The organism is Oxalobacteraceae sp. CFBP 8761, assembly GCA_014841595.1.
Lineage (GTDB): Bacteria > Pseudomonadota > Gammaproteobacteria > Burkholderiales > Burkholderiaceae_D > Telluria.
Map to the genome: position 1 here is coordinate 308,623 of JACYUE010000004.1, position 20,617 is coordinate 329,239.

A 20,617-nucleotide genomic window follows, 5' to 3' on the forward strand; every position below is an offset into this window, starting at 1 on the left:
CAATACCCTCGGCTCGTTACACCGATAAGGCTGATGGCTTGATGGAAAACGCCTGCCGGAGCAGGCGGTAAAACGAATTGGGTTACGACGGTGAGGAGGAAACTTTGATTCCAGAGAATTCGCTGCTCTTTGCAAGTGCCGATCCGGGATCGCTGCGCTTGCACAACCACTCCGTCGTTTCCGCGTAGGCGGGAACCCAAGCTGCTCGATCTAGCCGGCAAACTTGGATCCCCGCCTGCGCGGGGTCGACCGCTGGGAGCCGGCAAAGCCGGCTCTGACACGGTCGATTAACGCGAGTACAGTTCGACGATCAGCGCTTCGTTGACGTCAGCAGCGATTTCGTTACGCTCTGGGAACGAACGGAAGGTGCCTTCCAGCTTCTTGGCATCGACCGACACCCAGCTTGGGAAACCGATTTGCTCAGCCAGCGACAGGGCTTCAGCGATACGTACTTGCTTCTTGGCCTTTTCACGAACAGCGACGACGTCGCCGGTCTTGACTTGGTACGAAGCGATGTTCACGACCTGACCGTTGACGGTGAAGGCTTTGTGGCTGACCAGCTGACGTGCTTCAGCGCGGGTCGAACCGAAACCCATGCGGTACGTCACGTTGTCCAGACGCGCTTCCAGCAGCTTCAGCAGCGTTTCGCCGGTGTTACCCTTGCGACGCGAAGCTTCTGCGAAGTAGCGACGGAACTGGCGTTCCAGGATGCCGTACATGCGCTTGACTTTTTGCTTTTCGCGCAGTTGGTTGCCGTAGTCCGAGGTGCGGGCACCCGACTTGACACCGTGCTGGCCTGGCTTGATGTCCAGTTTGCACTTCGAGTCGAGCGAGCGACGTGCGCTCTTGAGGAACAGGTCAGTGCCTTCACGGCGCGACAGTTTTGCTTTTGGTCCGATATAACGTGCCACGTTAGATTCCTTTAATAATTGATCACGCCCCAGAGTGCAGAAGCACCCAGGCGCTAGTCCAGCTCTGGAAAGTCAGGCCGGACGTGGCTTGCATCACCCACCGCTAGAGCAGCAGGCGACAAGAGCCGGGCAGTATATCCCATTTACGGGCAACTGCACCGGCTTTTCTTGAAAACACAACGGGGCTATGCGCCCCGAGCATCGATTACCAAGTACATGGGCTGGCGGCGAACCGCCCTCCCCTGCAACTTAGATACGGCGACGCTTTGGTGGACGGCAACCGTTGTGTGGAACTGGGGTGACGTCCTGGATCTCGGTGATCTTGATGCCGAGGTTGTTCAGTGCGCGCACAGCCGATTCACGGCCTGGGCCTGGGCCCTTGATACGCACTTCCAGATTCTTCACGCCCGATTCCTGAGCGACCTTGCCAGCAGCTTCGGCAGCAACCTGCGCTGCGAACGGGGTCGATTTGCGCGAACCCTTGAAGCCGGCGCCGCCGGAAGTTGCCCACGACAGAGCATTGCCCTGACGATCGGTGATCGTGATGATCGTGTTGTTGAAGGACGCGTGCACGTGGGCGATGCCCTCGGCAACGTTCTTCTTGACTTTCTTGCGGACGCGCGCTGCTGCCGCGCTGCTTTGTTGCTTGGCCATAGTCGGTTCCTAGATTATTTCTTGAGCGATTGAGCTGCCTTACGCGGGCCCTTACGGGTACGCGCGTTGGTGCGGGTACGCTGACCGCGGACCGGCAGGCCCTTACGGTGACGCATGCCGCGGTAGCAGCCCAAGTCCATCAGACGCTTGATGTTCATGGACAGTTCGCGGCGAAGATCGCCTTCCACGACAAACTTCGCGACTTCGTCACGCAGCTTCTCGAGTTCGTTATCGTCCAGGTCCTTGACTTTTTTGGTGGTCGCGATACCGGTTGCGTCGCAGATTTTCTGCGAACGCGGACGGCCAACACCGTAGATCGCCGTCAGGCCGATAACAGTGTGCTGATGATTTGGGATGTTAACCCCTGCAATACGTGCCATTCGTTATTCCTCGAAATTAACCTTGACGCTGCTTGTGACGCGGCTCGACGCAGATCACACGGACCACGCCCTTGCGCTTGATGATCTTGCAGTTGCGGCAGATCCGCTTGACTGAAGCGTTAACTTTCATTTTGCACTCTCTTCGGTTCGTTTACTTGATGATGTGTTTTTACTTGGTGCCGAATACGATGCGGGCCCGGGACCTCGATAACGGGGTCAACTTCACCATTACCGGGTCACGCGGGCAGAAGCGAACACGCATTCTACCCGAGATCGACCCCAGGCTCACATTTCGTTTTCCAGCTTCACGCGGAACGTCGCGTTTGGGAGAGTCTTTCGACCCTCCCCTTGCATTCGGATGACATCGTCTTCTGCCATTCGCGCCATGCACCCGACTACTTATCGCGTCGGGACGCCACCCTTGAAGTTCGCCTTGCGCAGCAGTGAATCATATTGCTGCGACATGACGTAGTTCTGTACTTGTGCCATGAAGTCCATCGTCACCACAACGATGATCAGGAGCGACGTGCCACCGAAGTAGAAGGGAACCTTCCACTGGGCGGTCATGAACTCCGGCACCAGGCACACCAGGGTGATGTAGACAGCACCAGCCAGGGTCAGGCGCATCAGGATCTTGTCGATATAGCGAGCGGTCTGATCACCCGGACGGATGCCCGGTACAAACGCGCCACTTTTCTTCAAGTTGTCCGCCGTTTCCTTGCTGTTAAATACCAGCGCGGTATAGAAGAAGCAGAAGAACACGATCGCCACCGCATACAGCAACGCGTGGATTGGTTCGCCCGGCGCCATCGACGCCGCCAGATCCTTCAGGAACCCGATCACCGGGCCGCTGGAATCCTTGCCACGGGTGAACCAGTCGACAATCGTCGCCGGGAACAGAATGATCGACGACGCGAAGATCGGCGGGATCACGCCTGCCATGTTCAGCTTCAAGGGCAGGTGGCTGGTTTGGCCACCGTAGATCTTGTTGCCGACCTGACGTTTCGCGTAATTAACCAGAATCTTGCGCTGTCCGCGTTCCACGAACACCACCGCATACGTCACCGCAGCGATCAGCAGAACGATCAGGATGGCCGAGAAGCTGCCGATCGAACCGTTCGACACCAGGGTGAACAAGCCACCCAGCGCCGACGGCAAACCTGCTGCGATGCCGGCAAAGATGATGATCGAAATGCCATTGCCAAGACCACGCTCGGTAATTTGCTCGCCCAGCCACATCAGGAACATGGTGCCGGTCAAGAGGGTCACGATGGTGACGAAACGGAAGCCGAGACCAGGGTCAATGACCAGGCCAGGCTGCGCTTCGAGCGCGACAGCGATACCGAACGCCTGGAAGAGTGCCAGCGCAACCGTGAAGTAACGGGTGTACTGGGTAATCTTGCGGCGGCCGGACTCGCCCTCTTTCTTCAACGCCTCGAGTTGCGGCGAAACGATCGATGCGAGCTGCATGATGATCGAAGCCGAAATATAAGGCATGATGCCGAGCGCGAACACGGTAAAGCGGGACAAGGCGCCACCCGAGAACATGTTGAACATGCCCAGGATGCCGCCTTCGTTCTGCTTGAACAGCGCAGCGAGCTGCACCGGGTCAATTCCGGGGACCGGAATATGAGCACCGATGCGGTACACGACCAACGCGCCAAGCAAAAACCACAGCCGGGCCCATGGGAATCCGGAAGCGGCGCTTTTACCAAGTTGTGAATTAGTCGCCAATTTTTGCTCCGATCAGGCAGCGATCGCTTTACGCGACCGAGCCGCCAGCTGCTTCGATTGCCGCTTTAGCGCCGGCGCTCACTTTCAGGCCTTTGAGGTTCACCGCTTTGGTGATCTCGCCGGACAGGATGACGCGCACGTCACGTGCCAGAACCGACAGAACGCCAGCCGCTTTGAGCACCAGGATGTCGACTTCGCCGACGGCCAGGTTGTTCAGATCGGACAGACGCACTTCAGCCTTGAACGTTGCGTTCAGCGATTTGAAACCGCGCTTTGGCAGACGACGCTGCAGAGGCATTTGACCGCCTTCGAAGCCGACTTTGTGGAAGCCGCCCGAACGCGACTTTTGACCCTTGTGACCACGGCCGGCAGTTTTGCCGATGCCGGAGCCGATACCGCGGCCGACGCGACGCTTGTAGTGCTTGGCGCCGTCAGCTGGTTGAATGGTATTGAGTTCCATTGATTTCTCCGTTCGCAAGCCCGAGGGCTTACGAAACCACTTTCACGAGGTACGATACTTTGTTGATCATGCCACGCACGGACGGGGTGTCTTGCAACTCGGAGACCGAGTTAACGCGACGCAGACCCAGACCGCGCACGGTGGCACGGTGATCCTGACGGGTACCGATCAGGCCCTTGACGAGCTGAACTTTAACGGTGTTAGCCATGTGATTTCCCCTTAACCCAGGATGTCTTCGACCGACTTGCCACGCTTGGCGGCGATGTCGGAAGCAGTGCTCATTTTCGACAGACCGTCGAGAGTTGCGCGCACCAGGTTGTATGGATTCGACGAGCCGGTCGATTTAGCGACCACGTCCGTCACGCCCATCACTTCGAAGATAGCGCGCATTGCGCCACCAGCGATCACGCCGGTACCAGGCTTAGCTGGCATCATCATGACGCGCGAGGCGCCGTGACGACCGGACACGGTGTGATGCAGGGTACCGTTCTTGAGTGGCACCTTGATCAGGTTGCGGCGGGCTTCTTCCATCGCTTTTTGCACGCCGACTGGAACTTCCTTCGACTTGCCTTTGCCCATGCCGATGCGGCCATCGCCGTCACCGACAACGGTCAGCGCTGCAAAACCCATGATACGACCACCCTTGACCACTTTGGTCACGCGGTTGATCGCGATCATTTTCTCGCGCATGCCATCATCCGGCTTGTCGCTTGCCATTTTCGCTTGCATTTTTGCCATGACGATTCTTCCTTAGAACTTCAGACCGGCTTCACGCGCGGCTTCCGCCAGCGCCTTCACCCGACCGTGGTAACGGAAACCGGAGCGATCGAACGCGACTTCGGTGATTCCTGCTTTCAGTGCTTTTTCTGCGACGCGCTTGCCGACCAGAGCGGCTGCTGCAGCGTTGCCGCCGGCGCCAGTCTGACCTGCCAGCTCGGCGCGCACTTCAGCTTCCAGAGTCGAAGCCGACACCAGTACTTTTGCGTCCGGGCTGATCAGGTTCGCATAGATATGCAGGTTGGTGCGGTGAACCGACAAACGGTTCACGCCCAGCTGCGAGATCTTGATGCGGGTCTGACGTCCACGACGCAGACGTGATTCTTTCTTGTCCATGTCAGCTCCGATTATTTCTTCTTGGTTTCTTTAAGCTTCACCACTTCGTCCGAATAACGGACACCCTTGCCTTTGTAAGGCTCAGGCGAGCGGTAAGCGCGAACTTCAGCGGCAACCTGGCCGACCTTTTGACGATCGATACCCTTGATCAGGATCTCGGTCGGGGTCGGAGTTGCTGCAGTAACGCCTTCCGGCATTGCATGCAGCACCGGGTGCGAGAAGCCCAGCGACAGGTTCAGGGCGTTGCCCTGCACTGCTGCCTTGTAGCCCACGCCGACCAGGTTCAGCTTCTTCTCGAAGCCCTTGGTCACGCCGGTTACCATGTTGTTGACCAGAGCACGCAGGGTGCCGGACATGGCGTTCGATTCACGCGAATCATCGACTACGTCGAAGGTCAGCGTGCCATTGTTGTTTTCCACTTTGACCAGGCCGTTCAGGGCCTGGGTCAGGGAGCCCAGCGGGCCCTTGACGGTGATCGACGACGCGTTGATCGCGACTTCGGCACCGGCAGGGACGGCGATAGGCATCTTAGCTACTCGAGACATCGTCTACTCCTTAAGCCACGTAGCAAATCACTTCGCCACCGACACCGGTAGCGCGCGCTTTGCGATCAGTCATGACGCCTTGCGGGGTCGACACGATTGCCACGCCCAGGCCGTTCATGACGGTTGGGATCTCGTCTTTACCTTTGTAGATACGCAGGCCAGGACGGGAAACACGCTCAAGGCGCTCGATGACCGGACGGCCAGTGTAATACTTCAAACCGATTTTCAGTTCCGCTTTACCACCTTCGGAGGTGACAGCGAAATCCTCAATGTAACCCTCGTCCTTCAGGACGTTGGCAATAGCAACCTTGACTTTTGACGACGGCATTGCGACCGTGGTTTTCTGAACAACTTGTGCGTTGCGAATGCGGGTCAGCATATCGGCGATAGGATCGCTCATACTCATTGCATATTCTCCTATTACCAGCTTGCTTTGGTCATACCAGGAATTTCGCCCTTCATGGCGAATTCGCGGAGTTTAGTACGTGCCAGACCGAATTTACGGAAAGTGCCACGTGGACGGCCAGTGATGGCGCAGCGGTTACGCTGACGGGTCGGTGCCGAATTGCGCGGCAGAGCCTGCAGCTTCAGACGCGCTTCGTAGCGTTCTTCTTCCGTCTTCGACTGGTCGTCGATGATCGCTTTAAGAGCGGCACGCTTCGGGGCGAATTTCTCCACCAGGTCTGCACGCTTCTTTTCGCGGTTAATCAGTGAAAGTTTTGCCATTGCTCTTAGTTCCTGAACGGGAATTTGAAGGCGGCGAGCAGCGCTTTGGCTTCTTCGTCGGTCTTAGCAGTCGTGGTGATCGAGATGTTCATGCCACGCAGTGCATCGATCTTGTCGTAGTCGATCTCTGGGAAGATGATCTGTTCCTTGACACCGATGTTGTAGTTGCCGCGACCATCGAACGATTTACCATTGACACCGCGGAAGTCACGCACGCGCGGCAGAGCCACGGTGATGAAGCGGTCCAGGAATTCGTACATGCGGGCGCCGCGCAGGGTCACCATCGTGCCGATCGGGTAGCCTTCGCGGATTTTGAAACCAGCGATTGCCTTGCGTGCCTTGGTGATCACTGGCTTCTGGCCGGCGATCTTCGTCAGGTCGCCAGTGGCGTGCTCGATGATCTTCTTGTCAGCGACTGCTTCCGACAGACCCATGTTCAGGGTGATCTTGGTCAGACGTGGCACTTCCATCACCGACTTGTAACCGAATTTCTCGGTCAGCTCGGCGACGACTTTTTCTTTGTAAATTGCTTGGAGACGGGCCATTTATTCTTACCCCTTCACTACTTCGCCGCTCGACTTGAAGACGCGGACTTTTTTGCCGTCCTGGTCTTTGAAGCCAACGCGATCTGCCTTGCCGGTCGCTGCGTTGAACAGCGCGACATTCGACACGTGAATCGGCATTGTCTTGTCGACGATACCACCAGTAACACCGGTCATCGGGTTAGGCTTGGTCGCTTTTTTAGCGACGTTGACGCCTTCGACGATGACGTGTTCAGCGTCTACACGCTGTTGAACGACACCGCGCTTGCCCTTGTCTTTCCCGGCCAGAACGATGACTTCGTCGTTTTTACGAATCTTATCCATGTCGTATCCTTACAGAACTTCAGGTGCCAGCGACACGATCTTCATGAACTTTTCAGTGCGCAGCTCGCGCGTCACTGGTCCGAAGATACGGGTACCGATTGGCTCCAGCTTGGCGTTCAGCAGGACAGCGGCATTGCCGTCGAACTTGACCAGGGAACCATCCGGGCGACGCACACCTTTTGCGGTGCGCACAACCACGGCATTGTAAATTTCACCTTTTTTGACGCGGCCACGTGGGGCTGCGACTTTAACGGTGACCTTGATGATGTCGCCAATGCTCGCGTAACGGCGCTTCGAGCCGCCCAACACCTTGATGCACAGAACTTCCTTTGCACCCGTGTTGTCGGCTACTTCGAGCCGGCTTTCGGTTTGAATCATAGTATTTTCTTTCCCAACTTAAGCCGAAGAAACCCCACAATTTGTGGGCCTGCGGTCAGTCTTGGTCCCGCCGTAACGCCCCTGCTGGAGCACCACGATTGGGTGATTGGACTTTCCAATAACGCTTTCGTTACAGGCCGCACTTGCCGAGGGGGACAAACTGCGGCAACACATGAACGAAGCCCGCTAGTATCTCAGATACCAGCGGGCCACGCAAGACAATTTTTAAAGCTTAGAGGACTGGTGCTACCAACAGCACCTGGGTGACCGTCCAGGCTTTCGTCTTCGAGATCGGGCGACCTTCTGCGATCTCGACGGTGTCGCCAATTTTCGCTTCGTTCGCTTCGTCGTGCGCGTGATACTTGTTCGAGCGCACGATGATCTTGCCGTACAGCGGATGCTTGACGTGACGTTCGATCAGTACGGTTACCGTCTTGTCCATTTTATCGGACACGACTTTACCGACCAGCGTACGCTTCAGCGCCGTTTTAGTGGTGTCGTTCATTTGGCTTCCTTCGTGTTCATCACAGTCTTCACACGCGCGATATCGCGACGTACTTTCTTGAGCTGCGAGGTATTCCCGAGCTGCTGGGTGGCGACTTGCATGCGCAGACCGAATTGGGCCTTGAGCAGCTCGTTCAGCTCCTTCTGCAGCGCGTCCTGGTCCTTGCCGCGGAGTTCCGATGCTTTCATATACAACTCCTGTTATTGACCGACCTGGCGAACCACGAACGTGGTAGCCAGTGGCAGTTTGGCAGCGGCCAGGCGGAATGCTTCGCGCGCCAGGGTTTCATCAACGCCGTCCATCTCATACAGGACTTTGCCTGGCTGGATTTCAGCGACGTAGTATTCTGGGTTACCTTTACCGTTACCCATACGAACTTCAGCTGGCTTGTTCGAAATCGGCTTGTCCGGGAAGATACGGATCCAGATACGACCGCCACGCTTGATGTGACGGGTCATGGCACGACGTGCCGCTTCGATCTGACGTGCAGTGATACGGCCGCGGGCAACTGCCTTCAGACCGAATTCACCGAACGAGACCGCGGTGCCGCGGGTGTGCGAAATGCCGGTGTTACGGCCTTTCTGCTCTTTACGATACTTCCTGCGCGATGGTTGCAGCATGCTTATTCTCCTGCTTTCTCAGCTGGGGCAGCAGCAGGTGCAGCGGCAGCCGGGGTCGCCAGCTTGACAGCTGGACGAGCGCGGACAACTGGCGCTGCGGCTGGACGTGCGCCGCCTGCTGGGCGTGGGCCGCGCGATGGCTTGCCATCGTCACGACGTGGGCCGCGTGGCTTCTTGTCGTCCGGCGGGGTGTCGATGACTGGTGCTTCGCCGGTGACCGAACGGTCGCCCTTGTAGACCCAGACCTTGACGCCGATGATGCCGTACGTGGTCGATGCTTCGCTGGTGCCGTAGTCGATATCGGCGCGCAGGGTGTGAAGTGGCACGCGACCTTCGCGGTACCATTCGGTACGTGCGATTTCGATGCCGTTCAGACGACCCGACGACATGATCTTGATGCCGACAGCGCCCAGACGCATTGCATTTTGCATCGCGCGCTTCATTGCACGACGGAACATGATGCGCTTTTCGAGCTGTTGCGAGATCGAATCGGCGATCAGCTGCGAATCGATCTCAGGCTTGCGGATCTCTTCGATATTGACGTGCACTGGCACGCCCATGATCTTCGCCAGCGACGACTTCAGCACTTCGATGTCTTCGCCTTTTTTACCGATCACGACACCAGGACGCGACGAGTAAATGGTGAAACGCGCGTTCTTGGCAGGACGCTCGATGACGATGCGACCGACCGAAGCGTTCTTCAGCTTCTTTTTCAGGAAAGCGCGTGCTTCCAGGTCTTCCAGCAGCATGGCTGCGAAGTTGCCGTTACCAGCATACCAACGCGACGACCAGTTACGGGTGACCGCCAGGCGGAAGCCGGTAGGGTGGATTTTCTGACCCATTCTGTGACTCCTTAGTTACCGACAGTCACGTAAATGTGACAGGATTGTTTAGAAATACGATCGCCGCGGCCTTTTGCACGTGCCGTGAAACGCTTCAGGATCGGGCCCTTTTCGACATAGATCTGAACGATTTTCAGTTCGTCGATGTCCGCGCCATCATTGTGTTCCGCGTTGGCGATCGCCGACTCGAGAACCTTCTTGATGATCGTCGCGCCCTTTTTTGGGCTGAATTGCAGAATGTTGAGTGCTGCGTCAACTTTCTTGCCGCGGATCAGATCGGCCACCAGGCGGCCTTTTTGTTCCGACAGGCGCACGCCTTTGAGGATAGCTTTAGTTTCCATTATTTTTTCGCCTTCTTGTCAGCGGCGTGGCCCTTGAACGTACGGGTCAGCGCGAACTCGCCGAGCTTGTGGCCGACCATGTTCTCCGACACGTACACAGGAACGTGCAGCTTGCCGTTGTGAACAGCGATCGTCAGACCGATAAAGTCTGGGGAGATCGTCGAGCGGCGCGACCAGGTTTTGACTGGCTTTTTGTCTTTGTTCGCTTGCGCGGCTTCGACTTTTTTCACCAGGTGGGCGTCAATAAACGGCCCTTTTTTCAATGAACGAGTCATTTTTTATCCTTATTTCTTGCCGCGGCGCGAAACGATCATCGACGAAGTACGCTTGTTCGAACGCGTCTTCTTACCCTTGGTCTGCTGGCCCCATGGGGACACTGGGTGACGACCGGCTGCAGTTTTACCTTCACCACCACCGTGCGGGTGATCGACAGGGTTCATGACCACACCGCGAACGGTTGGACGAACACCACGCCAGCGCATCGCGCCAGCTTTACCGATCTTGCGCAGGCTGTGTTCGGCATTGCCGACTTCGCCAATGGTAGCGCGGCACTCGATGTGCACGCGACGGACTTCACCCGAGCGCAGGCGGACCTGAGCGTAGGTGCCTTCACGTGCCATCAGCACGACGCCGGCGCCGGCGGTACGGGCCATCTGGGCACCCTTACCTGGCAGCATTTCGACGCAGTTCATGATGGTACCGACTGGGATGTTGCGGATCGGCAGGCAGTTACCGGCCTTGATCGGCGCTTCCGAGCCATTCATGATGCTATCGCCGACAGCCATGTTCTTGGTGGCGATGACATACTGACGCTCACCGTCCGCGTAGCACAGCAGTGCAATGTGCGCGGTACGGTTCGGGTCGTATTCGATACGCTCGACCTTGGCAGGGATGCCGTCCTTCTGGCGCTTGAAGTCGACCAGACGGTAATGCTGCTTGTGACCGCCGCCCATGTGACGGGTGGTGATGTGACCATTGTTGTTACGGCCGGCAGTTTTCGATTTCTTTTCAACCAGGGCTGCGAATGGACGACCTTTGTACAGGCCTTCAGTCACAACTTTCACCATGCCGCGACGGCCTGGGGAGGTTGGCTTCATCTTAACGAGTGCCATTATTTAGCCTCCTCGACAAAATTGATTTCCTGGCCTGGCTTCAGGCACACGAAAGCACGCTTGGTGTGGTTGCGACGACCGTTGAAACGGCCCGAACGCTTCTGCTTGCCTTCACGGTTCAACGTCTGGACCGATTCGACCTCGACTTTGAACAGCAGTTCGACAGCAGCCTTGATTTCTGGCTTGGTCGCGTCAGGCATGACCTTGAACACGATCTGCTCGTTCTTTTCCGCGACGAAGGTAGCCTTCTCGGAAATGATCGGAGCCAGCAGCACCTTCATCAGGCGCTCTTCGCTAAATTTGATTGCGGCGCTCATGCGTACATCTCCTCGATCTTGGCCAGAGCAGCTTTCGTGACCAGGATTTTCTTGTAGAACACCAGCGACATCGGGTCAGCGTGCTTAGGCTCAACGACCAGAACGTGCGGCAGATTGCGCGATGCCAGCTCGAGGTTTTCATCGATGGTATCGGTGATCACCAGGACCGAGTCCAGACCCATGCCCAGCAGTTTCTGCGACAGCAGCTTGGTCTTTGGTGCTTCGATCGACAGGTTCTCGACGACACTCAGACGGCCTTCGCGGGCCAGTTGCGAGAAGATCGAGCAGATACCTGCGCGGAACATCTTCTTGTTAACTTTGTGCGTGAAGTTTTCTTCTGGGCTGTTCGGGAAGATACGACCACCGCCGCGCCACAGTGGCGACGACGACATACCAGCACGAGCGCGGCCGGTACCTTTTTGGCGCCATGGCTTCTTGGTCGTGTGGTGGACTTCTTCACGATCTTTCTGCTTGCGGTTACCGCCACGTGCGTTAGCAGCGTAGGCGACGACGACTTGGTGAATCAGGGCTTCGTTGTATTCACGACCGAACACTTCATCGGCGGCTGCAACATTGGCGCCGTCTTGACCTTGCTCATTCAGGAGCTTCAGTTCCATGGCTTACGCTCCTTTCTTGAGTTTGGTTTTAACAGCAGGCTTGACGACCACTTGGCCGTTCTTCGCGCCAGGTACGGCACCTTTGATCAGCAGCAGCTGACGTTCGGTGTCGATGCGAGCAACTTCCAGGTTCTGGGTGGTGACGGTGACGTCGCCCATGTGACCGGTCATGCGCTTGCCTGGAAACACGCGGCCTGGATCCTGGGCCATACCGATCGAGCCAGGAACATTGTGCGAACGCGAGTTACCGTGGGTAGCACGGCCCGATGCGAAGTTGTGACGCTTGATGGTACCGGCGTAGCCTTTACCGATCGAGGTGCCTTGCACGTCGATTTTCTGGCCCACTTCGAACAGCGAAGCATCGATGGTGTCACCGGCTTTGAGTTCGGCGGCTTTGGTGGAATCGATGCGGAATTCTTTCAGCATCGTACCGGCTTCGACGCCAGCTTTGGCGTAGTGACCGGCAGCGGCTTTCGTCACGCGCGAAGCACGACGTTGACCGTAGACGACCTGAACTGCGGTGTAGCCATCAGTTTCAGGGGTTTTGATTTGTGCGACACGGTTGTTCGACACATCCAGCACGGTGACAGGGATTGAATCACCCTCGTCCGTGAAGATACGCATCATGCCAACCTTGCGACCGAGAAGGCCCAAGCTCATTTTTTCTCCATTCCCACCTACGATTGGGCGGGGGTAGTTGAACTACTAAATAATACGGGCAATAAAAGACGCACCCGTACCGAAGCCGGCTAGTATAGCGCGCAAACGGCAACGGCGCAACAGGAAAAATCGGCATCGAGACCGGTCCTGTTGCGCTTTTCGCAGTATCTGGAGAATGAAGAATCCGTTCGAGCTGAACGGCACAGACAGGCACAGCGTCGTGCGCCTTGTCTCTACAGGCATCAACCATTGCTGGGAGCCTGCGACTTGAATTTCTGGTGGGCGGTGCAGGATTCGAACCTGCGACCCCTTGGATGTCGACCAAGTATTCTAACCAACTGAACTAACCGCCCGGGGAGCCGAATTATACGGGGCATGCTGGAACTTTTGCAATAGCTTTTTTCGGCGATTCAACTTTCCAGCAGAATTTTGATTCCACGCCAGGCCAGCAGCATTGGCAAATCGCCGGTTGTGCCAGATGCAACAAAATGTTATTGTACAAATGTATTTCGAGGACGGGCTTCGTCGTGTGCACCTGGCGCACGTGATTTCCGGCACCCATGCCGGCGCTGCCCGCCCTCCTCCGCCTGGCGGCCCCGGCCCTGTCGAACGCGCAATTCTTCGTACAACAAAACGCGCTTCGCGCCATCCGCCTTTCCCACGGTCCGCGCGCCTCCCCGGCGACTTCGCGGGCCCCGACCTGCGCCGTCAGTCCACCCCTGGTCTGCTGGCGGACGCATTGCTGCAAGGATGTACAACATGACTGTCATTGATACCCAACGCTGGCCCCGCCTGCTCGACCCTTCACGCCTGGTCCTCGCTACCGATCTCGACGGCACGCTGCTGGCCGGCACCCATGAAGCACGGCGCCGCATCCGTGAACTGTTTTCCGGCGCCCTGCCTGGCGCCAAGCTGGTCTTCGTCACTGGCCGCGGCCTGGAAACCGTCATTCCGCTGCTGAGCGATCCGACCGTCCCGCGTCCCCATTACATCATTGCCGACGTCGGCGCGACGATTGTCGACGCCGACCTGCGCCCGGTCGAGCCGCTCGCGCACGAGATCGCCGCCACCTGGCCCGGCACCCATGAAGTGCTGCGCGCGCTGAGCGGCTTCCCGCAACTGGTGCGCCAGCTCGTGCCGCAGGAGCGGCGCTGCTCGTTCTATGCGACCGAGTCCGCGATCACGCCAGAACTGCGCGCTGCGGTCGATGCCCTCGGCTGCGATCTGGTGTTCTCGGCCGGGCAATACCTGGACGTGCTGCCGCGCGGTGTCGGCAAGGGCGCCGCCGTGCGCCGTCTGGCTGAAGTGGCCGGGTTCGATCCGGCCCATATTTTGGTGGCGGGCGACACACTGAATGACCTGTCGATGTTCGAGGCGGGCTTTCGCGGCGTGGTCGTGGGCGCCGCCGAACCGGCGCTGATCGAAGCCGTGCGCAAGTCGCCGCGCGTGGTGGTGGCCGACGCCGCCGGCTGCGGCGGCATCCTCGAAGCCCTGAGCCGCCATGGCCTGCGCTTCGATGGCGACGACAGCCCTGCCCCCGCTCCAGCCTGCGGCGACGCCGAACTGGTGATGGTGTATCACCGCCTGCCCTACGACGAAGTGGTCGAAGATGGCGTGACCTGTGCGCGGCGCCCGAAAAGCCCGAACGGCATCATGCCCACGCTGCTGAGCTTTTTTGCCGGCGGCCGCAAGGGTTCGTGGGTCGCGTGGTCGCAGCAGAACAGCCGCAACCCGGCCGGCTTCGTCCCGCACGTCGCGGTCGATGCCGCGCGCTACCCGCACCTGAAAGCGGCCCGCATCGCACTCACGCCGGACGACATCGACCAGTTCTACAAGAAGTTCTCGAAAGAGGCGTTCTGGCCGATCATCTTTTCGTTCCCTGATAAAGCCGTGTTCCGCCAGGACCACTGGGAACGCTACCTCGAGATCAACCGCCTGTTCGCCGAGCAGACCGCGCGCGAAGCGGCGTACGGCGCCACCGCCTGGATCCACGACTACAACCTGTGGATGGTGCCGGCCTTCCTGCGCCCGCTGCGCCCCGACCTGAAGATCGCGTTCTTCCACCACACGGCATTCCCGTCGAGCGACGTCTTCAATATCCTGCCATGGCGGCGCGACATCATCGGCAGCCTGCTGCAGTGCGACTACGTGGGCTTTCACATCCCGCGCTACGTCGAGAACTTCGTCGACGCCGCCCGTTCGTGCGCGCCGGTGCAGATCGTCGACGGCGTAGGCTGCGCGCCGCGCTTCCTGACCTTCGGCTGCGCGCTGGGCGTGGATCACATGACCACCGCGCTCGAAGTGGGCGGCCGCCAGGTCGCGCTGGGCGCCCATCCGGTCGGCACCAACACGGACCTGATCGACGCGCTGGTGCAAACCGACGCCGTACAGCAGCAGATCGCGGAGATCGACGCCTACCTGGACGGCAAGACCGGCATCGTCTCGATCGAGCGCCTCGATTATGTGAAAGGCTCGCTGGAAAAGCTGCAGGCCTATGAACGCATGCTCGAACAGCATCCGGAATTGCTGGGCAAGGTCACGCTGCTGAACATCATCACGCCGGCCGCCAGCGGCATGGACATCTACGACAGCCTGCGCGAAGACCTGGATCGCATCGTCGGGCGCATCAACGGGCGCTTCTCCACGATGGACTGGGTGCCGGTGCGCTACTTCTACCGCAGCCTGCCGTTCGAGCAGGTGGTGGCCCACTACGCCGCCTGCGACATCGCCTGGATCACGCCGCTGCGCGATGGCCTGAACCTGGTGGCCAAGGAATACGTCGCTACGCGCCATGCGACGGGCCGGCCCGGCACGCTGGTGCTGTCCGAGTTCGCCGGCGCCGCCGTCGAGCTGCACGGCGCGCTGCTGGTCAATCCGTACGACGCCAACGCGATGAGCGCCACGCTATACGACGCGCTGACGATGGGCGCCGACGAGGTGGCGTACCGCGCCGGGCGCATGGCGGCGATCGTGCGCGGTCATGACGTGACACGCTGGGGCGACGACTTCCTGGCCGCACTGGCGGCATTGCCAGCGCCGGGCGCCGAACAACCGATCGAAGAACGCGCCGCGGCCTGACATGAACTACATCATCCTTGCCAATCCCGTGGCCGACTGGCTGATTGCCCTGGCAGCCATGGTGGCCGTGACCATCGGCCTGGACGCGTTCAAGTCGATCGTCGCGCGGCGCCTGGGTGCGGGGGGCGCGCGGACCGAAGCGGGTACGCACACGCTCCTGCACGACATCGCCGCCGCCACGCTGTGCTCGACGAAGCTGGTGGTGCTGGGCTTCGTCGGCCTGTATGTCGGCGCCAGCCTGCTGACCCTGCCCGCGAAAGCGGACCTGTTCATCGGCCGCTTCGCGATTACGGCGCTCTTGATCCAGGTCGCCCTGTGGGGCGATACGGGCCTACGCACCTGGCTGCGCGTCACGCGCGCGCAGCGCAGCAGCGAAGACCCGGACCGTGTCACCTCGTCGGCCGCGATCACCTTCCTGGTGCGCGTCGCGCTGTGGGCAATCGTCGCGCTGATGGTGCTCGACAACCTGGGCGTGAACATCACCACGCTCGTCGCCAGCCTGGGTATCGGCGGTATCGCCATCGCACTGGCAGTGCAGAGCATCCTGGGCGACCTGTTCGCGTCGCTCTCGATCGTGCTCGACAAACCATTCGTCGTGGGCGACTTCATCATCGTCGACAAGATGCTCGGCACTGTGGAGAAGATCGGCCTGAAGACCACCCGCGTGCGCAGCCTGGGCGGCGAGCAGATCGTGTTTTCCAATAACGACCTGCTCAAGAGCCGCATCCAGAACCTGCGCCGGATGGCGTCGCGCCGTGTCGTGTTCGGGTTCGGCGTGTCGCACCGCACGCCCGAACCGATCCTGCGCGCGCTGCCGGCACTGCTGGAAGAGATCGTGCGCGCCCAGCCGCAGGTGCGTTTCGACCGCGCCCACCTGAGCGGCCTGGCCGCGCCGAGCTTCAACTATGAAGTCGTGTACTACGTCGACAATACCGACTACACGATCTACATGGATATCCAGCAGGAGATCTACCTGCGCATCGTGGCGCTGCTGCAGGCGCAGGACGTGGCACTGGCCTTGCCGGTGCAGACCGTGCAGCTCACGCGTGAAGCGCGGCCGCACGACAGCGCGCAGGCGGGCAACGACGCCGATGCATCGCTCGGAAAAGCTGCCTGACGCGGGTTCGTCGCGCTACACTTGGCGCATGCACACGCCACTTCTCGCCCGCGTCCTGCGCTACGCAGCCCTCCAGGCCGACCGCGACGGCATCGCGCCCACGCCGATCGCCGGCCTGGTCGCGATCCGCGTGAACGAGCGCAGCGCGTTGACCAGCCAGATCGCCCGCCCGCTGGCCTGCCTGGTCCTGCAAGGCAGCAAACAAGTCAGCACGGGCGGGCAAACGCTGACGTTCCATGCGGGCGATTCTCTCCTGATCATGGCCGACGTGCCCACCCTCAGCCAGATCACGCAGGCCAGCAGCGCGACGCCCTATTGTTCACTGGTGCTCGACCTGAATCCGGCCGTGATTGCCGATCTGGCCACCGACATGGCGACGATCGAAGACACCACCGGCGCGCCGGTGCGCAGCGCGCCGACCGATGCACACCTGACGGACACCGCCCTGCGCCTGATGGGATTGATCGAGCGGCCCGCCGCACTGCCGGTGCTGCAGGCATCGCTGATACGTGAATTCCATTACTGGCTGCTGGCCGGCCGCCACGGCGCGGCGGTGCGGCGCCTTGGCCTGCCCGACAGTCACGTGCGGCGTGTGGCGCGCGCCGTCGCGCTGCTGCGCACCGACTATGCACGCCGGCTCCCGGTAGAGCAGCTGGCCGGCCTGGCCGGCATGAGTCCCTCCTCGTTCCACCAGCACTTTCGCGCGGTGACGTCGCTCACGCCGCTGCAGTTCCAGAAGCAGCTGCGCCTGATCGAGGCACGTCGCCTGATGCTCGCCGACGGCGTCAACGCCAGCACGGCCGCCCACGCGGTCGGCTATGAAAGCGTGCAGCAATTCACGCGCGAGTACGGACGCATGTTCGGACTGCCGCCGGTGCGCGACGTGAGCGCCGCGCACGAGCGCCTGCACGCGGCCTGAGCTCAAGCCCTCAAATCGCCTGCCCGCCCGAGACTTCGATGCGCTGGCCGTTGATCCAGCGATTGTCCTGCCCGAGCAAGCTGGCAATCATCGGCCCGATATCGTCCGGCACCCCCACCCGGCCCAGTGCTGTCATGCCGGCAAACACGCCATTCAGGTCCGGCGTGTCGCGCACTGCGCCGCCCAGGAAATCCGTCTCGATCGCACCGGGCGCCACGGTATTGACCGCGATGCCGCGCCCGCCCAGTTCTTTGGCGAGATAGAGGCTCAGGACCTCGACCGCGCCCTTGACGGCCGCGTAGGCACCAAAGCCCGGGAGCGCGAAACGGGTGAGACCGGACGACAGGTTCACGATGCGCCCACCATCGGCCAGCAGCGGCAGCAGCGCCTGGGTCAGGAAGAACACGCCCTTGAAGTGGACGTCGACCAGATGGTCGAACTGCGCCTCGGTGGTGTCGGCAATAGGCGCCATGGCGCCGTGGCCGGCATTGTTGACGAGGTGATCGAACTGTTCGCGGCCCCAGGTAGTGCTTAGCGCCGCGCGCAGGCTGGCGGCAAACGCGGGGAAGCTGGCAACGTCGCCCACGTCGAGCTGCAGCGCCAGCGCCTGGCGGCCCAAGGCGCGGATTTCGTCGACCACTTTCTGGGCCTCGGCCTGGCGGCTCTGGTAGGTGATGATCACGTCGCCGCCACGGCGGGCGATGTGCAGTGCGGTGTTGCGTCCCAGGCCGCGGCTGGCGCCGGTAACGAGAGCGATCGTGGTCATGATGGTGATTCCTTGCAGGTTGGAGAGAGCCACCAGTATGTGAGCCGCGCCGCCTGCGCCGTTGCCGGAAGCTGGCCGGTCTTTGCCTGATCCTCCAGAACACGATGCCGGCTGGCGGGCGTGCCTTTTATCGCCGCAAGTACGTACATCCTCCTATGAAAAACGGTTGAAATCCGCGCGCCGTAGCCCCATGTACAATTGATCGCTTACCGCCTATATTGGCGGGACCATCCCCGAGGTTCGCCAGACCACCGGCGGCCAGTCAACCCTCAACGGAACAAGGAGTTCGTATGGCAATCAGTCTGCAAAAAGGCGGCAACGTCAACCTGAGCAAGGAAGCACCGGGCCTCACCAAGGTCATCATCGGCCTGGGCTGGGATCCCCGCTCGACCGACGGTTCCGCTTTCGATCTGGATGGCAGCGCCTTCCTGCTCAAGACCGACGCCAAAGTGCGCGGCGATACCGACTTCATCTTCTACAACAACCTGAAGTCGACCGACGGTTCTGTGGTCCACGCCGGCGACAACACCACCGGCCAGGGCGAGGGCGACGACGAAAAGATCGCCGTTGAATTGAACCGCGTGCCGGCCGACATCGACAAGATCTCGTTCTGCGTCACCATCCATGATGCCGAGACGCGCCGCCAGAGCTTCGGCCAGGTCAGCAAGGCGTACATCCGCTGCCTGAACGCCGCCGGCGAAACCGAGATCGCGCGCTATGACCTGTCCGAAGACAGCTCGACCGAAACCGCAATGATCTTCGGTGAACTGTACCGCCATGGCAGCGAATGGAAATTCCGCGCTGTCGGCCAGGGCTTCAAGGGCGGTCTGGGTCCTCTGGCCCGTTCGTTCGGCGTCAACGTCTGATTCGTTCGTCTCGTCTTCCCCGGCCCGCGTTCAGCGCGGGCCATGTCTGCAAAATTTCAGGAATTAGCGCATGCGCGTTTGGTACAACAGGACTTTTTCGTCCGTCAATGCTGCGATCAAGCTGATTCGCGAGGCCGACACCGACGGCCGTTTCACCATCGTTCACAGCAACGCCAACCGCCATGCGCCTGCTGCGCGCCTGGCACACGAGTTTCATATCGAGCCGGTCGGCCTGAAAGGCGAGGCGTATATCGACTGGTGCCTGGCCTTCTGCCGCGAACAGAAAATCGACATCTTCGTGCCAGGCCGTGAAGCGACGCTGCTGGCGTCCGAACTGGGACGCTTTGCCGAGATAGGCACGCGTGTGCTGTCGGCCGCGCCGCCGGCCGAACTCAAACGCATCCATGACAAGGCCGACTTCTACGCCGAGACCGTGCTGCCCGACGCGCCGGTGGCCGAATTCCGCGTCTTTGAAAACATCGTCCAATTCGACGCCGCCTGGGCCGAACTGCGCCCGCGCCACGCCAAATTGTGCGTCAAGCCGTCGCATTCGATTTATGGCCTGGGCTTTGCCATCGTCGACGAAGCGCGCAGCAGCGCCGCGCTGCTGCTGGCCGGCGCCGAATACCACGTCGGCTACGATGACCTGCGCCGCGGCCTGGCCGAGATGGGCGAATTTCGCACCATGCTCCTGATGGAGTTCCTCGAAGGCCCCGAATACAGCGTCGACTGCGTTGGCGACAATGGCCGCCTCGTGACCGCCGTCGTGCGCCGCAAACTGCCGCAAGCGGGCAGCGGGCAGCTGATCGACATGCGCCAGGACATCCTGGACGCCACCACGCGCCTGTGCGCCGACTACCGCCTGAACGGCGTGTTCAACGCCCAGTTCCGCGAAGGCGGCGGCCGTCCGCGTCTGCTGGAGATCAACCCGCGCATGTCGGGCGGGATCGCCATGGCGTGCCTGGCTGGCCCCAACCTGCCCTACATCGCACTGCGCTGCTTTGCCGATGGCTTCGACAGCGTCACCGTGCCACCCGTGGCCAACGGCATGCGCGTGGCCGAAGTCAGCGTCGCCACGGAACTGGCATGA

General features: G+C 60.2%; 31 protein-coding genes, 1 tRNA gene and 1 pseudogene. 5 read left to right on the top strand and 28 right to left on the bottom strand.

The window, feature by feature from the left end; all coding sequences use genetic code 11:
• Nucleotides 1-287: 287 nt before the first annotated feature.
• The 27 genes and pseudogenes from rpsD to IFU00_21070 form a co-directional block, all read right to left on the bottom strand.
• On the bottom strand, nucleotides 288-911 hold the full coding sequence (rpsD, locus tag IFU00_20940; GenBank protein MBD8544749.1) for a 30S ribosomal protein S4: 624 nt from the start codon (nucleotides 909-911) through the stop codon (nucleotides 288-290).
• Between the two features lie 249 nt (nucleotides 912-1,160).
• Nucleotides 1,161-1,565, bottom strand: coding sequence for a 30S ribosomal protein S11 (rpsK, locus tag IFU00_20945; protein MBD8544750.1), 405 nt, complete (start codon nucleotides 1,563-1,565; stop codon nucleotides 1,161-1,163).
• A 14-nt stretch (nucleotides 1,566-1,579) separates the two neighbouring features.
• Nucleotides 1,580-1,945, bottom strand: coding sequence for a 30S ribosomal protein S13 (gene rpsM / locus IFU00_20950; GenBank protein ID MBD8544751.1), 366 nt, complete (start codon nucleotides 1,943-1,945; stop codon nucleotides 1,580-1,582).
• Between the two features lie 16 nt (nucleotides 1,946-1,961).
• Entirely contained in the window at nucleotides 1,962-2,075 is a 114-nt protein-coding gene (rpmJ, locus tag IFU00_20955; GenBank protein ID MBD8544752.1) for a 50S ribosomal protein L36, read from the bottom strand.
• A gap of 39 nt (nucleotides 2,076-2,114) precedes the next feature.
• Nucleotides 2,115-2,323, bottom strand: a pseudogene (infA, locus tag IFU00_20960) (translation initiation factor IF-1).
• A gap of 21 nt (nucleotides 2,324-2,344) precedes the next feature.
• Nucleotides 2,345-3,679 carry a preprotein translocase subunit SecY gene (secY, locus tag IFU00_20965; GenBank protein ID MBD8544753.1) on the bottom strand — a complete coding sequence of 445 codons (1,335 nt, stop codon included), beginning with the start codon at nucleotides 3,677-3,679 and terminating at the stop codon, nucleotides 2,345-2,347.
• 28 nt (nucleotides 3,680-3,707) lie between these two features.
• Complete coding sequence (rplO, locus tag IFU00_20970; GenBank protein MBD8544754.1) at nucleotides 3,708-4,139, bottom strand: 50S ribosomal protein L15; 432 nt, start codon at nucleotides 4,137-4,139, stop codon at nucleotides 3,708-3,710.
• A gap of 28 nt (nucleotides 4,140-4,167) precedes the next feature.
• The gene (rpmD, locus tag IFU00_20975) at nucleotides 4,168-4,347 is read right to left on the bottom strand and encodes a 50S ribosomal protein L30 (GenBank protein ID MBD8544755.1); all 180 of its coding nucleotides are present in this window, start codon (nucleotides 4,345-4,347) and stop codon (nucleotides 4,168-4,170) included.
• 11 nt (nucleotides 4,348-4,358) lie between these two features.
• Nucleotides 4,359-4,877 carry a 30S ribosomal protein S5 gene (gene rpsE, locus IFU00_20980; protein ID MBD8544756.1) on the bottom strand — a complete coding sequence of 173 codons (519 nt, stop codon included), beginning with the start codon at nucleotides 4,875-4,877 and terminating at the stop codon, nucleotides 4,359-4,361.
• Nucleotides 4,878-4,889: 12 nt separating this feature from the next.
• Nucleotides 4,890-5,252, bottom strand: a complete 363-nt coding sequence (gene rplR, locus IFU00_20985) for a 50S ribosomal protein L18 (GenBank protein ID MBD8544757.1) — start codon at nucleotides 5,250-5,252, stop codon at nucleotides 4,890-4,892.
• An 11-nt stretch (nucleotides 5,253-5,263) separates the two neighbouring features.
• Nucleotides 5,264-5,797, bottom strand: coding sequence for a 50S ribosomal protein L6 (gene rplF, locus IFU00_20990; GenBank protein ID MBD8544758.1), 534 nt, complete (start codon nucleotides 5,795-5,797; stop codon nucleotides 5,264-5,266).
• A gap of 10 nt (nucleotides 5,798-5,807) precedes the next feature.
• Nucleotides 5,808-6,203 (bottom strand): 30S ribosomal protein S8, encoded by a 396-nt coding sequence (gene rpsH / locus IFU00_20995; protein MBD8544759.1) that lies wholly within the window; start codon nucleotides 6,201-6,203, stop codon nucleotides 5,808-5,810.
• A 14-nt stretch (nucleotides 6,204-6,217) separates the two neighbouring features.
• Nucleotides 6,218-6,523, bottom strand: a complete 306-nt coding sequence (gene rpsN, locus IFU00_21000; protein MBD8544760.1) for a 30S ribosomal protein S14 — start codon at nucleotides 6,521-6,523, stop codon at nucleotides 6,218-6,220.
• Nucleotides 6,524-6,528: 5 nt separating this feature from the next.
• Nucleotides 6,529-7,068: a 50S ribosomal protein L5 gene (gene rplE, locus IFU00_21005; protein ID MBD8544761.1), complete on the bottom strand. Its 540-nt coding sequence runs from the start codon at nucleotides 7,066-7,068 to the stop codon at nucleotides 6,529-6,531.
• 6 nt (nucleotides 7,069-7,074) lie between these two features.
• Complete coding sequence (rplX, locus tag IFU00_21010) at nucleotides 7,075-7,389, bottom strand: 50S ribosomal protein L24 (protein MBD8544762.1); 315 nt, start codon at nucleotides 7,387-7,389, stop codon at nucleotides 7,075-7,077.
• Between the two features lie 9 nt (nucleotides 7,390-7,398).
• Complete coding sequence (rplN, locus tag IFU00_21015) at nucleotides 7,399-7,767, bottom strand: 50S ribosomal protein L14 (GenBank protein ID MBD8544763.1); 369 nt, start codon at nucleotides 7,765-7,767, stop codon at nucleotides 7,399-7,401.
• A gap of 232 nt (nucleotides 7,768-7,999) precedes the next feature.
• On the bottom strand, nucleotides 8,000-8,272 hold the full coding sequence (gene rpsQ / locus IFU00_21020) for a 30S ribosomal protein S17 (GenBank protein MBD8544764.1): 273 nt from the start codon (nucleotides 8,270-8,272) through the stop codon (nucleotides 8,000-8,002).
• Nucleotides 8,269-8,460, bottom strand: coding sequence for a 50S ribosomal protein L29 (rpmC, locus tag IFU00_21025; protein ID MBD8544765.1), 192 nt, complete (start codon nucleotides 8,458-8,460; stop codon nucleotides 8,269-8,271). Before rpmC ends, rpsQ begins: the two co-directional genes overlap by 4 nt.
• 12 nt (nucleotides 8,461-8,472) lie before the next feature.
• Entirely contained in the window at nucleotides 8,473-8,892 is a 420-nt protein-coding gene (gene rplP / locus IFU00_21030) for a 50S ribosomal protein L16 (protein ID MBD8544766.1), read from the bottom strand.
• Between the two features lie 2 nt (nucleotides 8,893-8,894).
• Nucleotides 8,895-9,734: a 30S ribosomal protein S3 gene (gene rpsC, locus IFU00_21035; protein ID MBD8544767.1), complete on the bottom strand. Its 840-nt coding sequence runs from the start codon at nucleotides 9,732-9,734 to the stop codon at nucleotides 8,895-8,897.
• Between the two features lie 11 nt (nucleotides 9,735-9,745).
• A complete protein-coding gene (gene rplV / locus IFU00_21040; protein ID MBD8544768.1) occupies nucleotides 9,746-10,078 on the bottom strand; it encodes a 50S ribosomal protein L22 in 333 nt (110 codons plus the stop codon).
• On the bottom strand, nucleotides 10,075-10,350 hold the full coding sequence (rpsS, locus tag IFU00_21045; protein ID MBD8544769.1) for a 30S ribosomal protein S19: 276 nt from the start codon (nucleotides 10,348-10,350) through the stop codon (nucleotides 10,075-10,077). The genes rplV and rpsS overlap by 4 nt, the downstream gene beginning before the upstream one ends.
• 9 nt (nucleotides 10,351-10,359) lie before the next feature.
• Nucleotides 10,360-11,187: a 50S ribosomal protein L2 gene (gene rplB / locus IFU00_21050; protein MBD8544770.1), complete on the bottom strand. Its 828-nt coding sequence runs from the start codon at nucleotides 11,185-11,187 to the stop codon at nucleotides 10,360-10,362.
• A complete protein-coding gene (gene rplW / locus IFU00_21055) occupies nucleotides 11,187-11,504 on the bottom strand; it encodes a 50S ribosomal protein L23 (protein MBD8544771.1) in 318 nt (105 codons plus the stop codon). The genes rplB and rplW overlap by 1 nt, the downstream gene beginning before the upstream one ends.
• Entirely contained in the window at nucleotides 11,501-12,121 is a 621-nt protein-coding gene (gene rplD, locus IFU00_21060; GenBank protein MBD8544772.1) for a 50S ribosomal protein L4, read from the bottom strand. The genes rplW and rplD overlap by 4 nt, the downstream gene beginning before the upstream one ends.
• Before the next feature lie 3 nt (nucleotides 12,122-12,124).
• Entirely contained in the window at nucleotides 12,125-12,781 is a 657-nt protein-coding gene (gene rplC, locus IFU00_21065) for a 50S ribosomal protein L3 (protein ID MBD8544773.1), read from the bottom strand.
• 276 nt (nucleotides 12,782-13,057) lie between these two features.
• Nucleotides 13,058-13,134 (bottom strand) — tRNA-Val (locus IFU00_21070).
• Nucleotides 13,135-13,540: 406 nt separating this feature from the next.
• Here IFU00_21070 and ggpS point away from each other — a divergent pair.
• The 3 genes from ggpS to IFU00_21085 are packed head-to-tail and all read left to right on the top strand — an operon-like array spanning nucleotide 13,541 to nucleotide 17,895.
• Nucleotides 13,541-15,859, top strand: a complete 2,319-nt coding sequence (gene ggpS, locus IFU00_21075) for a glucosylglycerol-phosphate synthase (GenBank protein MBD8544774.1) — start codon at nucleotides 13,541-13,543, stop codon at nucleotides 15,857-15,859.
• A gap of 1 nt (nucleotide 15,860) precedes the next feature.
• The gene (locus IFU00_21080) at nucleotides 15,861-16,976 is read left to right on the top strand and encodes a mechanosensitive ion channel family protein (protein MBD8544775.1); all 1,116 of its coding nucleotides are present in this window, start codon (nucleotides 15,861-15,863) and stop codon (nucleotides 16,974-16,976) included.
• A 28-nt stretch (nucleotides 16,977-17,004) separates the two neighbouring features.
• Entirely contained in the window at nucleotides 17,005-17,895 is an 891-nt protein-coding gene (locus IFU00_21085; protein ID MBD8544776.1) for an AraC family transcriptional regulator, read from the top strand.
• A 10-nt stretch (nucleotides 17,896-17,905) separates the two neighbouring features.
• Here the strand turns inward: IFU00_21085 and IFU00_21090 are convergent, their stop codons facing one another.
• Entirely contained in the window at nucleotides 17,906-18,661 is a 756-nt protein-coding gene (locus IFU00_21090) for an SDR family oxidoreductase (GenBank protein ID MBD8544777.1), read from the bottom strand.
• 290 nt (nucleotides 18,662-18,951) lie between these two features.
• Between IFU00_21090 and IFU00_21095 the strand changes: the two genes are divergently transcribed.
• Nucleotides 18,952-19,527, top strand: a complete 576-nt coding sequence (locus IFU00_21095) for a TerD family protein (protein ID MBD8544778.1) — start codon at nucleotides 18,952-18,954, stop codon at nucleotides 19,525-19,527.
• A gap of 70 nt (nucleotides 19,528-19,597) precedes the next feature.
• Nucleotides 19,598-20,617 (top strand): ATP-grasp domain-containing protein, encoded by a 1,020-nt coding sequence (locus IFU00_21100; GenBank protein MBD8544779.1) that lies wholly within the window; start codon nucleotides 19,598-19,600, stop codon nucleotides 20,615-20,617.